The following is a 14,373-nucleotide window of genomic DNA, read 5'->3' as shown; positions in this document are numbered from 1 at the left end:
GGGAGAAGCCATTAATACAGGTTCGGTTCCATCTCCAGCTGCACCGCAAAGCGCCGCTCGATATCTTCCTGAATGCGTCGGGCCAGGGCCAGCAACTGCAAACCGCTGGCCGAGCCATAGTTGACCAATACCAGCGACTGCAAACGATGCACTCCGGCGTCAGCCTCACGAAAGCCTTTCCACCCCGCGGCTTCGATCAACCAGCCGGCGGCCAGCTTCACTCGGCCATCAGCTTGTGGGTAACCGATAATGCCGGGATGCGCCAGTTTCAGCTCAGCGGCCAGCGCAGCTGACACCAGCGGATTTTTAAAGAAGCTGCCTGCGTTACCCAGTACCGCCGGGTCCGGCAGCTTCTCACTGCGGATACTGCTGATGGCACGGCTCACGTCGGTCGCCGTCGGCTGTTCGATACCCTGCTCACTCAGGCGCTGGCGTACAGGTCCGTACTCCAGATGCAGCCTTGCGGCACGGCTCAGGGTAAACCGGACCCGCAGAATCACCCAGCGCCCCGGCTGTTGTTTGAACACGCTGTCACGGTAGCCAAAGTCGCAGTCCGCCAGGGTGAAATCGCGCAGCTCGCCGGTTTGCCGGTCAAGTGCGGTCAGCCCCGCAAAAACGTCCTTGATCTCAACGCCGTAAGCGCCGATGTTCTGTACCGGCGCGGCACCCACGGTTCCAGGAATCAAACTGAGGTTTTCCAGCCCCGACAGGCCTTGCTCCAGGGTCCACAACACAAAGGCATGCCACACCTCGCCCGCTTCGGCCTCGACCACCACTTCCCGACCATCGTCTTCAACCTGGCGAATGCCACGGCTAGCCATGCGCAGCACCAGCGCAGGGACATCCCTGGTCAGCAGCAAGTTGCTACCGCCGCCGATCACCAGCAAAGGCAAATTGCGCTGCGCCGAGCACTGCAATGCCTCGCGCACGTCGTCATCGCTACAGGCCTCGGCATACAGGCTCGCGCGCACATCCACACCAAAGCTATTGAACGGCTTGAGCGACTCATCAACCTGCAACAGCAAACTCATAAACGCCCCTTCAGTTCAATCACCAGCAAATCGCATGCAGACTCAACCAGATCCAGCACCTCTTCAAAGCCTGCCTCACCGTCGTAATAAGGGTCGGGCACCTCGTCTTTAACGCCATCGAAACGACGCAGGAACAGGTCAAGCCCGGCCTTGCCGTTGGCAGGCTGCAAGGCTTTAAGGTCGCGCAGGTTGCTCAGGTCCATGGCCAGAATCAGGTCATAGTGATTGAAGTCGGCCGCGACCACCTGTTGCGCACGCTGCGCCGACAAATCGTAACCCCGCCGCATGGCTGCGCGCTGGGTACGCTTGTCCGGTGCCCCGCCTACGTGCCAGTTGCCCGTTCCTGCAGAAGCCACTTCAACACGCCCGGCCAGACCCGCTACCTGCAACTTGTGGCGCAGTACGCCTTCGGCCGTAGGAGAGCGACAGATATTACCCAGACAAACGAACAGGACGCGCATCAAGCCTCCAGCAAACGCCGAACGCGCTCGAGGTCTTCAATGGTATCGACACCGGCCGCAGGCGACTCGAGCACGTCGGCCACATGGATTCGTACACCATGCCAAAGTGCCCGCAGCTGCTCCAGACGCTCGGTGTTTTCGAGCCAGCAAGGGCCCCAGCTGACGAAGTCATGCAGGAAACCGGCGCGATAGGCGTAGATCCCGATATGGCGACGATAGGGCACGCCGGCAGGCAACTGCTCCGGGTGCGAAGCGAAATCATCACGGGCCCAGGGCAAGGTAGCCCGGCTGAATGTCAGCGCCAGCCCGTTGATATCACTGACCACCTTGACCACATTCGGGTTGAACAGGGTCTCGACGTCTGTGATCGGCTCGGCCAGCGTCGCCATGCTTGCTTCGCTGTGGGCCGCCAGGTTGATCGCGACCTGATCAATCAGTTGCGGTGGAATCAGCGGCTCGTCGCCCTGCACATTGACCACTATGGCATCGCTGGCCAGCCCCAGCTGGGTGGCCACTTCGGCCAGGCGATCGGTACCGGACTCGTGATCGGCACGGGTCAGCAATACTTCGGCACCAAACCCCTTGCAAGCCTCGACAATGCGAGCATCGTCAGTGGCCACTACCACCCGCTGCGCACTGCTTTTACAGGCCTGTTCCCAGACGTGTTGAACCATCGGCTTGCCGGCAATCGTCAGCAGCGGTTTGCCGGGCAAACGGGTCGACGCGAAGCGCGAGGGAATTACGACGGTAAAAACCGGAATCATTTATCCAGACGCTCATCAGTGCTGAGGGTGCGGGCTTCGGTTTCAAGCATCACCGGAATCCCGTCGCGGATCGGGTAAGCCAGGCCTGCACCCTTGCTGATCAGCTCGGTTTTATCGGCGCTGAGCTTGAGCGGGCCTTTGCAAACAGGGCACGCGAGGATATCGAGCAGCTTGGTGTCCATAAAATGTTCCCCTGAATAAAGATCGGTTAGGGCAAAAGACGATTGGGTAAAAGACGCAATAACTGCCGGTCAAACCACAGCACGAAGGCTTCGGACGGAACAGCGTCAACCGCCAGGTACCACCAGTCAGGTGACGCAAAGTCGCGGCACTTCACCGCGTCCTTTTCGGTCATGACCAGAGGCAATGGCGGCATGAAATTCAAGACCTCGGCACTATAGGGCGCATGGTCTGCAAAAGCATGGGCGATTGGCCGCCAGTGTAGCGTTTCGAGGGTGGTGAAGAAACGCTGCGGATTACCGATCCCGGCCACGGCATGCAAGGCCTGTTCAGGCGGGAAAAAGTCCAGCGCCTTGCGCTCGCCACTGAGCAGGTTGATCAGCGCAGTCGGCTGCAACTGAAACGCAAATCCACCTTGCGGGTCGCTGGCAGCGCCGTTATACAGCACCGCATCCACACTCAGTAATCGCTCCGCCGGTTCCCGCAACGGCCCCGCCGGCAGGCAATGACCATTGCCCAGGCCCCGGGCGTTATCGATCAGCACCAACTCCAGGTCCCGGGCCAAGCGGTAATGCTGCAAACCGTCGTCCGAAAGAATCAGGTCCAGTGGCTCGCTGGCCAGCAAGGCTTGAACCGCACGACTGCGATCGGGGTCGATCATCAATGGTACGCCGGTTCGCTGCACGATCAGCAAGGGCTCGTCCCCCGCTATTCTGGCGCTGTGTTCGGCGCTGACACGCCACGGCAATTGAGGCGGCCTGGCGCCATAACCACGGCTCACCACCCCAACCCGCAGACCATTGCGCTGGCAATGCTCGATCAGCCACAAAATCAGCGGTGTTTTACCGGTACCGCCGACGGTGATATTGCCTACCACCACCAACGGTACGGGCGCACGATAGATCTCGCCCTCTCCCGCGATAAAACGCGCGCGCTTGCGCTCTACCACTTTGCGGTACAGGCATTCCAGCGGGCTCAACAGCTTGAGCAGCGGATGCCCGGCATACCAGGCACGCAGCAAACGATCGGACATGGCCATCAGTGAGGCGCCTGCGCCTCAACGGTGGTCATGCGCAAATGGCTGAAGCCGAGCTTGCCGGCCGCATCCATCGCAATAATGACCGCCTGATGCTGGGTCTTGCCATCGGCGCTGATCGACAATGGCAAGCTGGTATCGCCACCGGACTCCCTCTGCAGGGCCTCGATCAGGCTCGCCAGATCGTTTTTTGGCAGCAATTGGTCGTTCACCGAAAACACCCCGTCTGCGCTGATGGCGATATCCAGCTGCCTGGTGTTCTGCTCGTCACTGGGCGAGCCGGTGACGGCTTCCGGCAGATCCACCCGCAACTGAGTTTCGCGGGTAAAGGTGGTGGTTACGACAAAGAACAGCAACAGGATAAACACCACGTCAATCAACGACGCGAGGTTGATATCGACCGTTTCCCGTGGCTTGCGGCGAAACTTCACACTTTGCTCCCGACCATGTCGACTTCGCGGTCGCCTTGCACCACTTCGACCAGTTTGATCGCTTCCTGCTCCATGCCAACCACCAGTTCATCGACCCGGCGCTGCAGGAAGCGATGGAAGAACACCGCCGGAATACCGACCATCAGTCCCGCAGCAGTGGTAATCAGCGCTTTGGAAATACCGCCCGCGAGTATCGCAGCGTTGGTGGTCATGCCCGAGCCCATGAACGAACTGAAAATATCGATCATGCCCAGAACCGTGCCCAGCAGTCCCAGCAACGGCGCCATGGCGGCAATGGTGCCCAATGCATTGAGGTAACGTTCAAGCTCGTGAATGACCCGGGCGGCGGCCTCTTCGATGCATTCTTTCATGATCTCGCGACCATGCTTGGAGTTGGCCAGGCCGGCAGCCAGGATTTCACCCAATGGCGAATCGGCGCGCAATTGCTTGAGTTTTTCCTTGTCCAGCTGCTTGTCCTTGATCCAGACCCAGACCTGCCCGAGCAGATGGGGCGGAGTCACGCGGCTGGCACGCAGGGTCCACAGGCGCTCGACAATAATGCCCAGCGCGGCAACAGAGCTCAGAATGATCGGCAGCATCATCCAGCCGCCGGATTTGACCAGTTCCCACACAGTGAAAATCCCCTCGAAAAAGTGCGCCACTTTACCACATGATTGAACTCCCCCTCTTGTAGCAGCCATGCCTGTCTCGCCGCTTGGGCATGCAACGCACAGCAGCCGGCTTCAAGCATCAGTCACGCCAGAAACGGGGTTGATCGCGCAGACTCTCAGCCTTGCCGAAGGTGCCCAAGCGAAACCGCAGCGCTCCCTGCTCGGCACTGTCCAGTATCTGCACCCCCAACCCCTGATAGCGCGCCAGCACTTGAGGGTGCGGATGGCCAAAGCTGTTGCCGTGGCCCCGGGAGATCAGCACCACCCCGGGTGCCAGGGCCTTGAGCAAATCCACCGAGGATGATGTGCGACTGCCGTGGTGCGGGGCTTGCAGCCAGCGGGTAGGGACGCCCAACGAAGTTTGCAACAAGGCCCGTTCGGCCCGGGCGTCAATATCCCCCGTCAGCAGAAGCCGCTCGCCGCCGGCTTCAACCTGCATCACACAGGACCTCTGATTGCTGTCACTCGCCCCTGACCACTGCCAGAGCGAAAACTTCACGCCATCCCACTCCCAACTCTCGCCGCTGGTACAAGGCTGCGCCCGCAATGGCTCCGCCAACCCCGGCAACTCACCGCCGATGACCCGCAGGGCACCGACTTCCTGCTGTACCGCCAGGGCCCCGCCGGCGTGATCGGCGTGCGCGTGACTGATCAGCATCAGGTCCAGCCTGGCTATCCCCAGGGAGCGCAACACCGGAACCACCACCCGCTCGCCCTGGTCAAAATCCCTGACTTTCGGTCCCGCGTCATAAAGCACGGCGTGATTGCGGGTGCGCAGCACAATGGCCAGCCCCTGCCCCACATCCAGCTGCCACACTTCAACCTGACCGCGAGGGATTTGCTCACGCGGGCTGAAAACTGCGAGCAGCACCAGCGGCCACCCCAGCGGCCGCAGTATCACGCCTGCCGGCAGCATCAACAGCAGCGCCCCGAAAGCACTCAACAGCCACACTGCCAAGGGAACTGTTACAGGCAACCAGGGGGAAAAATACCCGGCCAGCAAGGTCAGCCCCCTGATCAACCCATCAAGCAAACCGCCTGACACCCAAAGCAGGGTTTCGCCAAGCCAGGGCACCGGTAACAGCAACGTGCCCAGAAGTGCCGTGGGCAATACCAGCAGACTGATCCACGGCACAGCCACCAGATTGGCCAGCGGGCCGCTCAGGCTGATGGGCAAGCCCAGGATCCAGAGCATCGGAAACAGCCCCAGGGCAATCATTGCTTGGGGCCGGGCCCATGCCACGTGCCAGTCCCAGGGCCCCAGGCGTCCACTGAAGGTGAAAATCAGCACCGCCACGGCGGCGAAGGACAGCCAGAATCCCGGCATCAGACTGGCCAGCGGCTCAATGATCAACACCCCGTTGAGCGCCAGCAAAAACGGTAGCCAAACCCCCAGATGACGAAACCGCAGACGCCATATCAGCACCAGCCCCAGCATGACGCATGCCCGCTGAATCGGTACTTCAAAGCCTGCCAGCAAGCCGTAACCCAGCGCGCCGGCAAACCCCAGGCCACAGGCCCATGGCAGCCATGGCAGACGCCGCGGCCACCAGCCACGGCGTGCCAACCAGGCGACCAGGCCGTAAATCAGTCCGGCACACAGCCCAATGTGCTGACCCGAGATCACCAGCAAGTGCACGGTTCCGGTTGCCTGCAGCAGCCTCCAGTCGTCACCGCTCAGGCCCGAGCTGTCGCCCATGACCAGCGCGGCGAGCCACGGCGCTCGCCCATTGGCATCGGTGTGCAGCACACGCTTGCGCAAATCGTCGCGCCAGGCATGACTGGCCGGTTCGAGCAGTTGACCCGCCTTGACAGTTCCAGTCGCGCCAATCCGCTGCGCCAGCAACCAGGCCTGATAATCAAAGCCCTGGGGGTTAAGCAGACCCCGGGGCTGCTTGAGTTTCACCGCCAGCCGCCAGCGCTCGCCACTGTTGACCGGCGGCCCGCCGTACCAGCCCAGCCGGATAGTCCCGGGCAAAGCAGTGTGCCGCGAGCGGGCATCGCGCAATTCAAAGCGCACGGTGCTATCAGTCTGCCGGGGCAACCCGACTACACGCCCTTCAACCCACAGCGTTCGACCATCCAGCGCGCCGGGCAATCGATCATCCAGTGCACTCTGCCCCTGAAAACAGGCCCATGTCAGCCCGATCAGGAACAGCCCAAACGGATAGAAACGAAAGATGAGCAGCAACAGTCCCGCAACCAGCATTGACAACAACCACCCGCCCGGTGGCAACCCGGGTAAAAACCGCAACGCCATCAAACCCGACGCCAGTGCCAACATTCCCGTATGCATAACCCGATCCAATAAAGCCGTTTTATCGGATTAGTCGGAAGCTGCGCTCCAGGTTTTAAGAATTGTCACAAAGTCTGAACAAGCGGCTAGCTTAACTTAGGCATACTGCACTCTTACTCCGAGCGAGAAGCCTATGCCACGGCGGATTTTCAAACGCTACATGCCGGATCCGGCCAGCATCAGGGAACACAAGTCCTTACGTTTCCTGGGCACCTTGCTGCATGATCCCAACCTCTGGCACCTCAATCGGCACTCCGTTTCCCGTGCAATGGCGGTGGGGATCTTCGCCGCGTTTATTCCCATGCCTTTCCAGATGCTGCTGGCCGCCTTTCTGGCGATCACGGTGCGCAGCAACATGCCCATTTCGGTGAGTCTGGTCTGGCTGACCAACCCGATCACCATGCCCCCCGTGTTCTATTGCACTTACCAAATGGGGGCATGGCTGATGAATGTCCCGGCCCGCTCACTGCCCGACGAACTGACCTGGGAATGGATCAGCAGCCAGTTGTCCACCCTGTGGCAGCCATTTTTGCTTGGGTCAGTGGTGTGTGGCGTCGTACTCGGGGCGCTGGCCTATTGCCTGACCCAGTTGTACTGGCGCTGGTGGGTCAGCCGCCAATGGAAACGCCGACATAACAAGCGCCCATAAAAAAGGCCCCGTAAGGGTAATGCTGCTCACTTAACGCCTGCGGTCTCAACTGCAGGAGCAAGCTTGTTTCGCGATGGTCTCCAGAGCGCCGTGTTCAACCTGTAAACACGCATTCTTGTTAACAATCATCGCGAGACAAGCTCGCTCCTGCCAAGGCAGGGTTTATTCATGTGAACAGCATTAGCCGCTACGGGGCCTTTTGCATGATGATGAAAGACTACTGGCGCATCCCGCGACCACTGACCAGCAAGCGTGCGCAAGCGATGTACAGCACGATCGTTGCCACCACCATAAAGGTCAGGGCCACGCTGATCTTGATGTCCGAAACCCCAAGAATGCCGTAGCGGAAGGCGTTGACCATGTGCAGCACCGGGTTGGCCAGCGATACGGTCTGCCAGAACGGCGGCAGCAGGGTAATTGAATAAAACACCCCGCCCAGGTACGTCAGCGGCGTCAGCACGAACGTCGGGATGATCGAGATATCGTCGAAGTTGCGCGCAAATACGGCGTTGATAAACCCCAGCAGAGAGAAGATCGTTGCCGTCAGCACCACCACAACTATGGTCAGGCCCAGGTGATGCACCTGCAAATGGGTGAAGAACAGTGACAGCAGGGTCACGATCACGCCCACCATCAACCCGCGCAGAATCCCGCCGACCGTGAAGCCGATCAAAATAGTGTGGGGCGATACCGGCGATACCATCAGCTCTTCAATCGAGCGCTGGAACTTGGCGCCAAAGAAGCTCGACACCACGTTGCCGTAGGAGTTGGTGATCACCGACATCATGATCAGGCCCGGTACGATGTACTCCATATAGGTGAAGCCACCCATATCACCGATTTGCCGACCGATCAGGTTGCCGAAAATTACAAAATACAAAACCATGGTAATCGCAGGCGGCAGCAGGGTTTGCGGCCAGATGCGGGTAAAACGCCGCACTTCACGATAAATAATGGTGTTCAACGCAATCAGGTTGGGGCGCAGCTCCGAGCTCATATCGCCACCTTTGCCAGGTTTTTCTCGACCAGCGACACGAATAACTCCTCAAGACGATTGGTTTTATTACGCAGGCTGACCACTTCAACGTTTTGAGCGGCCAACTGAGTGAACAGACCGGTAATGCCCACCGCTTTATCCACCTGCACTTCCAGGGTGTGATCGTCGAGCAACTGGCTCGGATAACCGATCAGTTGCACCGGCACCGCCTGCGGCTTCTTCAGGTCAAGCAAGAAGGTCTCGACATGCAGCTGGCCCAGCAATTGACGCATGCTGGTGTTCTCGACAATGGTGCCGTGATCGATGATCCCGATGTTGCGGCACAGCTGCTCAGCCTCTTCCAGGTAATGCGTGGTGAGGATGATGGTGGTGCCCTGCTCATTCAATTCGGTGAGGAAGGTCCACATAGAACGACGCAGCTCAATGTCCACGCCTGCAGTGGGCTCGTCGAGAATCAACAGCCGCGGCTCGTGCACCAGTGCCCGGGCAATCATCAGGCGCCGCTTCATGCCGCCCGACAACGAACGCGAAGGGGTTTCGCGTTTGTCCCAGAGCCCCAGTTGCGTCAGGTACTTCTCGGCGCGTTCCTTGGCGATTTTCGGCGGGATACCGTAATACCCGGCCTGGGTCACCACGATATCGAAGGTCTTTTCAAACTGATTGAAATTGAACTCCTGCGGCACCACGCCAATACAGCGTTTGAGTGCCGCAGGGTCACGATCGAGATCATGGCCGAAGATATTCACTGTACCGCTGGTCTTGTTGACCAGGGTAGAGAGAATGCCGATGGTGGTGGATTTGCCGGCGCCGTTGGGGCCCAGCAAGGCAAAAAAGTCACCTTCAGCAACATCCAGATCGATACCACTCAGGGCCTGGAAACCGTTGCCGTAGGTTTTGGTTAGCTGCCGTATGGACAGAGCGGAACTCATATCGGATTACGCACCAAGATGAAGGAAAGGGAGAGACCCAAGTAAGGACGAACTGTCTGCATGACAAGTCCGGCAAGGCCTTTAAACACCTCGTATGGTGCTTGGCCCGGCCGCACAAGTACAGTCGCCCGTATTAATAGTAGGTATTAAGTCAACGCAGTCATGACCGCACTGCGGTAGGCCGGACGCAGTTTCAAACGCTCATACCAGGCACTGAGATGCGGCAGGGACGGACGTTCGATGGGCATTTCAAACCAGGCGTAGATGAACGAGCCAAGCGGGATGTCACCCATACCGATTTCATCACCCGACAAGTAAGGTTTTTCAGACAGGGCCTGATCCACGATTTCCAGCAACTGCCCGCAAGCCTGGATGGCGGCATTGATCGCCACCCAGTCCTGCTGCTCGGCCGGAGTACGCAAGACACCCCAAAATAGCGGGCGGAAGGCTGCCGCAAAGGAAGTGCTGGTCCAGTCCATCCATTTGTCCGCCTGGGCCCGCACCTTGGGATCGGTGGGATACCAGGACGTGTCCGCGCCATATTGGGCGGTCAGATAACGCACGATGACGTTGGATTCCCACAGCACGAAGCCGTCATCCTCGATCGTCGGCACTTGTCCATTCGGGTTCAACGCCCGGTATTGCGGGCTGTTTACCACGCCGAACGCACCACCTGCCTCTTCCCGACTGTAGGGCAGTGCCAGCTCTTCAATACACCACAAGGCCTTTCTGACATTTGACGAATTCTTGCGACCCCACACTTTCAGCATGACTCAACTCCTGATTGATAGACGCCACAGGAGTCTACGCCGGGACGTCGAACTCCGTCTCCCGCATGAGGTCACTATTGCAACTACCTTGATATGGACTTGCGACTAAGCTCACAAGGGTGCCTGAATGGCCTCACGGAGGATTGAATATGCTGTTGTTGTGGATTCTGGTTTTGATCGTGGGTGTAGCCTGGTTGGCCCACCGCCGCATCGCGCCCCTGACGTCCATGGCCGTGGTGGCGGTTTATCTGCTGGCCATGGGCATCATCGGCCATGTACCAGGCTGGCTACTGGTTATTTTGTGGGTATTACTGGCGGTTCCCGCTGCCCTGCTTCTGCTGCCCGACCTGCGCCGCAAACTGTTCACCGCGCCCCTGTTCAGCTGGTTTCAGAAAACCCTGCCGCCCATGTCGCAAACCGAACGCGATGCCATCGATGCCGGGACCGTATGGTGGGATGGCCAGCTGTTCAGTGGCCGTCCCGACTGGGAACAGTTGCTGGCCTACCCCAAGGTGCAGTTGACCGAAGAAGAGCAAGCCTTCATCGATGGCCCGACCGAAGAACTGTGTGCAATGGTCAGCGACTGGGAAATCGGTCAGGCCATGGATTTGCCACCCGAGGCCTGGGCCCATATCAAAACCCACGGTTTTTTTGCCCTGATCATTCCCAAGGAGTTCGGCGGTAAGGGTTTCTCGGCCTACGCCCACTCCCAGGTCGCCATGAAACTGGCTACCCGCAGCGGTGATCTGGCCTCTACGGTAATGGTCCCCAACTCCCTGGGCCCGGCGGAACTGCTGCTGCATTACGGCACCGACGAGCAGCGCAACCATTATCTGCCACGACTGGCCCGCGGCGATGATATCCCCTGTTTTGCCCTGACCGGTCCACTGGCGGGCTCCGATGCGGGTGCCATGCCCGACACCGGGATCATTTGCAAAGGCCAGTGGCAAGGCGAAGAAGTACTCGGCCTGCGCCTGAACTGGGAAAAGCGCTATATCACCCTCGGCCCCGTTGCCACCCTGCTGGGCCTGGCGTTCAAGGCCCACGACCCGGACCACCTGCTGGGCGACAAAGAAGACCTGGGCATCAGCCTGGCACTGATCCCCACAGATACCCCGGGGGTTGAGATCGGGCGCCGGCACTTGCCGCTGGGCGCGGCCTTCATGAATGGCCCGAACTCGGGCAAAGACGTGTTTATCCCGCTGGACTACCTGATCGGTGGCCAGGAAATGCTCGGCAAAGGCTGGATGATGTTGATGAACTGCCTGTCGGTCGGGCGCTCCATATCACTGCCCGCGGTCGGCACCGGGGCTGCCAAGTTCACCAGCCTGGTGACCGGCCAGTACGCGCAAGTACGAGAACAGTTCAACGTGCCCCTGGCCGCTTTTGAAGGCATCCAGGAAGCACTGGCACGGATTGGCGGCAATGCCTGGTTGATGGACAGCGCGCGCATGCTGACTGCCAATGCCGTGGACCTGGGCGAAAAACCTTCAGTGCTGTCGGCCATCCTCAAGTACCACCTCACCGAGCGCGGCCGTGAATGCATCGGCCACGCCATGGACGTGCATGGCGGCAAGGGCATCATCATGGGGCCCAACAATTACCTGGGGCGCAACTGGCAAGGGGCGCCGATTTTCATCACCGTGGAAGGTGCGAACATTCTGTCGCGCAACCTGATGATCTTTGGTCAGGGCGCGATTCGTTGCCATCCTTTTGTACTCAAGGAAATGGCCCTGGCCGGGCGTGAAGACAAAGACCAGGCCCTGCTGGAGTTTGATGGCCTACTGCTCAAGCACATCGGCTTTGCCGTGAGTAATGCGGCCAGCACCCTGGTGCTGAACCTGGGCCTTGGCCGTTTCGAACACGCCCCCGGCAATGCCCTGAGCCAGGGTTACTTCCGCGCCCTGAACCGTCAGGCAGCGGCCTTTGCGATGCTCGCAGACTTGAGCATGATGCTGCTCGGTGGTGAACTTAAACGTCGCGAGCGCTTGTCGGCGCGCCTGGGTGATGTGCTCAGCCACATGTATCTGGCCTCGGCCGCCCTGAAGCGCTATCACGATCTGGACTCCCCCGAGTACCTCAACCCGCTGTTCCGATGGGCCATGGAAGAAAGCCTGGGCCACGCCGAACGTGCCCTGGACGAACTGCTGAAAAACTTCCCGAGCCGTGCGCTGAGCTGTGCGTTGCGGGTCGTGGTGTTCCCGTTCGGCCGTCGCCATACCGGGCCGTCGGATGCACTGGATGCTGAAGTGGCCGCCGTACTGGGTCGCACCAAAGGCGATCCGGCCCTGGAAGCCGTGCTTGCCGGCTGCTATCGCCCGCAGTCACCGGACGATGCGGTAGGCGCCCTGCAACACGCCTGCGACCTGCTCAAAGCCGCACATCCACTGCACAAAAAACTCCACGACGGATTGAAAAGCGGCCAGGTCAAACCGGCTGCGGGCGAACCGCCTATCGATTCGGCATTGCAGGCAGGTGTACTGCAACCGGCCGAAGCCGAGACTTTACGCACCGCAGAAGCCGCCCGGCGCAAGGTGATCGACGTGGATGACTTCAGCAAAGAGCAGCTCACCCACAGCGAAGGAAAGATTCGCTAGCAGGACAGCAGGCGCCGGGGGCTTTATACTCCGGCGCCCGTTTTGCTCTAGAGGACACCGCAATGGCCACCAACGATCTCAACCATAACCTAGCCCTGCTCGATATGTTGCGCAGTATCCTGGTTGCTGTCGGTGATGCCGAACAGATCCCGGAAGAAAGCCATGCCCTGTTCCTGGAACGCTTCGATGAAATGAAAAGCGGCCTGCTGACCGACTTTGACAGCAGCCAGTATCTGGGCCAGGACATCCTGTGTCAGGTGATCGAACGCTATCCGCAAATCGCCCACCTGGTACCTCGCGATTTGCTGTGGTTCTTCGGCGGCGCGTGCTTTAACTTCTTGTCCGATGAAGAGCTGGACATGTACGAAGCCCTGGAAGAACGTCGCTTTGAAGCCGAACAAAACGGCGAACCATTCGACTGGAACCAGGAAAAGCAATTTATGGCGCTGCCGACCAACGAAGACAGCCCGCAGCACTGATTGACGCGCCAGGCGCCCGATTCTAAAAGCCCGCCCGGTTTACCTGGCGGGCTTTTTTGTGCCTCCAGTACTGATGCCCCCATGCCACTGTCAGGGCCGCAGCGGCTCTTGCCCCAGGCGCTCCACCAGATAATCGATAAACACCCGCAATTTGGGTGGCATATAGCGCGAAGGGGCATGCAACAACCACGCAGCTCCGTGGTAGGAGGCGATAAAATTCCACGCCGGCAGCACTTGTACAATCAGCCCCTGCTCCAGCGCCTGACACGCCGTGAAGTACGGCAGACTGCCAATCCCGATATGCTGCAACACCGCGTCCAGCCTTACGCCCGTATGGTTGGCCGCATAACGGCCACGTACCCCGACTGTCACTGACTTGGCGCCCTGCCTGAACTTCCAGCGCGCATCCGCCGGGGTCTCCCCCAGATAAATACAGCTGTGATCACGCAGGTCCTCAGGCTGTTGCGGCACCCCGTGCTCTGCCAGATAACCCGGCGTGGCACACAGCAAATGCTCAATCACAAACAGCTGGCGTCCCACCAGGCCCGGTGGCGGCTGATCGGTAATGCGGATGCTCAGGTCAACGTTGTCATCGATCAGGTCGACATAGCGATCTTCAAGAATTAATTGCACATCAACCCCGGGATAGCGCCGCAAGAACTCGGGCATATGCGGGTGTATCACATAGCGACCCACGGCTTTGGGCACGCTGACCCGGATCAGCCCTTCGGCCTCCAGGGTAAAGCGCCCGCTTAAATCCATCACTGACTGCGCCGCGCCCGTTACCTCAAGGCAGCGCTTGAAAACCTCTTCTCCGGCATCGCTGAGGCGCAACTTGCGCGTAGTCCGTTGCAGCAAACGGATGGCCAGAGCTTTTTCCAGCCGCGAAATACTGCGACTGACCGCTGAAGGCGACATTGAAAGCTGACGCGAAGCTGCGGAAAAACTCCCGGCCTCGACCACCTTTACGAAAATCACCATTTCAGCCAATAACGACAGCGGGAGATTTATGCTCACAACGCACAGGTCCATTGAAATTTGGATGGATTATCACACTCAAGGGCCGCCCCTATACTGGAAAA

General features: G+C 59.5%; 15 protein-coding genes. 3 read left to right on the top strand and 12 right to left on the bottom strand.

Annotation, left to right across the window (positions count from 1 at the left end):
* Positions 1-11 precede the first annotated feature (11 nt).
* The 8 genes from murB to EQV90_RS07515 form a co-directional block, all read right to left on the bottom strand.
* Positions 12-1,031 carry a UDP-N-acetylmuramate dehydrogenase gene (gene murB, locus EQV90_RS07550; protein WP_003442534.1) on the bottom strand — a complete coding sequence of 340 codons (1,020 nt, stop codon included), beginning with the start codon at positions 1,029-1,031 and terminating at the stop codon, positions 12-14.
* Entirely contained in the window at positions 1,028-1,492 is a 465-nt protein-coding gene (locus EQV90_RS07545; RefSeq protein ID WP_003442536.1) for a low molecular weight protein-tyrosine-phosphatase, read from the bottom strand. Before EQV90_RS07545 ends, murB begins: the two co-directional genes overlap by 4 nt.
* Positions 1,492-2,256, bottom strand: a complete 765-nt coding sequence (kdsB, locus tag EQV90_RS07540) for a 3-deoxy-manno-octulosonate cytidylyltransferase (protein ID WP_003442538.1) — start codon at positions 2,254-2,256, stop codon at positions 1,492-1,494. The genes EQV90_RS07545 and kdsB overlap by 1 nt, the downstream gene beginning before the upstream one ends.
* Positions 2,253-2,438 (bottom strand): Trm112 family protein, encoded by a 186-nt coding sequence (locus EQV90_RS07535; RefSeq protein ID WP_003442540.1) that lies wholly within the window; start codon positions 2,436-2,438, stop codon positions 2,253-2,255. Before EQV90_RS07535 ends, kdsB begins: the two co-directional genes overlap by 4 nt.
* Before the next feature lie 26 nt (positions 2,439-2,464).
* Positions 2,465-3,475 carry a tetraacyldisaccharide 4'-kinase gene (gene lpxK, locus EQV90_RS07530; protein ID WP_003442551.1) on the bottom strand — a complete coding sequence of 337 codons (1,011 nt, stop codon included), beginning with the start codon at positions 3,473-3,475 and terminating at the stop codon, positions 2,465-2,467.
* Positions 3,475-3,903, bottom strand: a complete 429-nt coding sequence (locus EQV90_RS07525; protein WP_003442553.1) for a biopolymer transporter ExbD — start codon at positions 3,901-3,903, stop codon at positions 3,475-3,477. Before EQV90_RS07525 ends, lpxK begins: the two co-directional genes overlap by 1 nt.
* Positions 3,900-4,535, bottom strand: coding sequence for a MotA/TolQ/ExbB proton channel family protein (locus EQV90_RS07520; protein ID WP_003442555.1), 636 nt, complete (start codon positions 4,533-4,535; stop codon positions 3,900-3,902). The genes EQV90_RS07525 and EQV90_RS07520 overlap by 4 nt, the downstream gene beginning before the upstream one ends.
* Before the next feature lie 118 nt (positions 4,536-4,653).
* Positions 4,654-6,870, bottom strand: coding sequence for a DNA internalization-related competence protein ComEC/Rec2 (locus EQV90_RS07515; protein WP_240877951.1), 2,217 nt, complete (start codon positions 6,868-6,870; stop codon positions 4,654-4,656).
* A gap of 133 nt (positions 6,871-7,003) precedes the next feature.
* Between EQV90_RS07515 and EQV90_RS07510 the strand changes: the two genes are divergently transcribed.
* Positions 7,004-7,519 (top strand): DUF2062 domain-containing protein, encoded by a 516-nt coding sequence (locus EQV90_RS07510; RefSeq protein ID WP_003442559.1) that lies wholly within the window; start codon positions 7,004-7,006, stop codon positions 7,517-7,519.
* A 217-nt stretch (positions 7,520-7,736) separates the two neighbouring features.
* On the opposite strand, the gene EQV90_RS07505 is transcribed toward EQV90_RS07510, so the two are convergent.
* The 3 genes from EQV90_RS07505 to EQV90_RS07495 all read right to left on the bottom strand — a co-directional run bounded on the left by EQV90_RS07505 (position 7,737) and on the right by EQV90_RS07495 (position 10,215).
* The gene (locus EQV90_RS07505; protein WP_003442560.1) at positions 7,737-8,516 is read right to left on the bottom strand and encodes an ABC transporter permease; all 780 of its coding nucleotides are present in this window, start codon (positions 8,514-8,516) and stop codon (positions 7,737-7,739) included.
* Complete coding sequence (locus EQV90_RS07500; RefSeq protein ID WP_003442562.1) at positions 8,513-9,445, bottom strand: ABC transporter ATP-binding protein; 933 nt, start codon at positions 9,443-9,445, stop codon at positions 8,513-8,515. The genes EQV90_RS07505 and EQV90_RS07500 overlap by 4 nt, the downstream gene beginning before the upstream one ends.
* A gap of 146 nt (positions 9,446-9,591) precedes the next feature.
* On the bottom strand, positions 9,592-10,215 hold the full coding sequence (locus EQV90_RS07495) for a glutathione S-transferase (RefSeq protein WP_127196188.1): 624 nt from the start codon (positions 10,213-10,215) through the stop codon (positions 9,592-9,594).
* 149 nt (positions 10,216-10,364) lie between these two features.
* Here EQV90_RS07495 and EQV90_RS07490 point away from each other — a divergent pair, with 149 nt between their 5' ends.
* Both EQV90_RS07490 and EQV90_RS07485 read left to right on the top strand, forming a co-directional pair.
* On the top strand, positions 10,365-12,812 hold the full coding sequence (locus EQV90_RS07490) for an acyl-CoA dehydrogenase (protein ID WP_240877950.1): 2,448 nt from the start codon (positions 10,365-10,367) through the stop codon (positions 12,810-12,812).
* 62 nt (positions 12,813-12,874) lie between these two features.
* Complete coding sequence (locus EQV90_RS07485) at positions 12,875-13,291, top strand: PA2817 family protein (protein ID WP_003442567.1); 417 nt, start codon at positions 12,875-12,877, stop codon at positions 13,289-13,291.
* A 90-nt stretch (positions 13,292-13,381) separates the two neighbouring features.
* Here the strand turns inward: EQV90_RS07485 and EQV90_RS07480 are convergent, their stop codons facing one another.
* Positions 13,382-14,308, bottom strand: coding sequence for a LysR family transcriptional regulator (locus EQV90_RS07480; RefSeq protein ID WP_003442568.1), 927 nt, complete (start codon positions 14,306-14,308; stop codon positions 13,382-13,384).
* Positions 14,309-14,373 lie beyond the last annotated feature (65 nt).

It is taken from the genome of Pseudomonas sp. TMW22089 (assembly GCF_022496645.1).
GTDB lineage: Bacteria > Pseudomonadota > Gammaproteobacteria > Pseudomonadales > Pseudomonadaceae > Aquipseudomonas > Aquipseudomonas paraversuta.
This window is presented reverse-complemented; position numbering and strand designations above follow the sequence as displayed.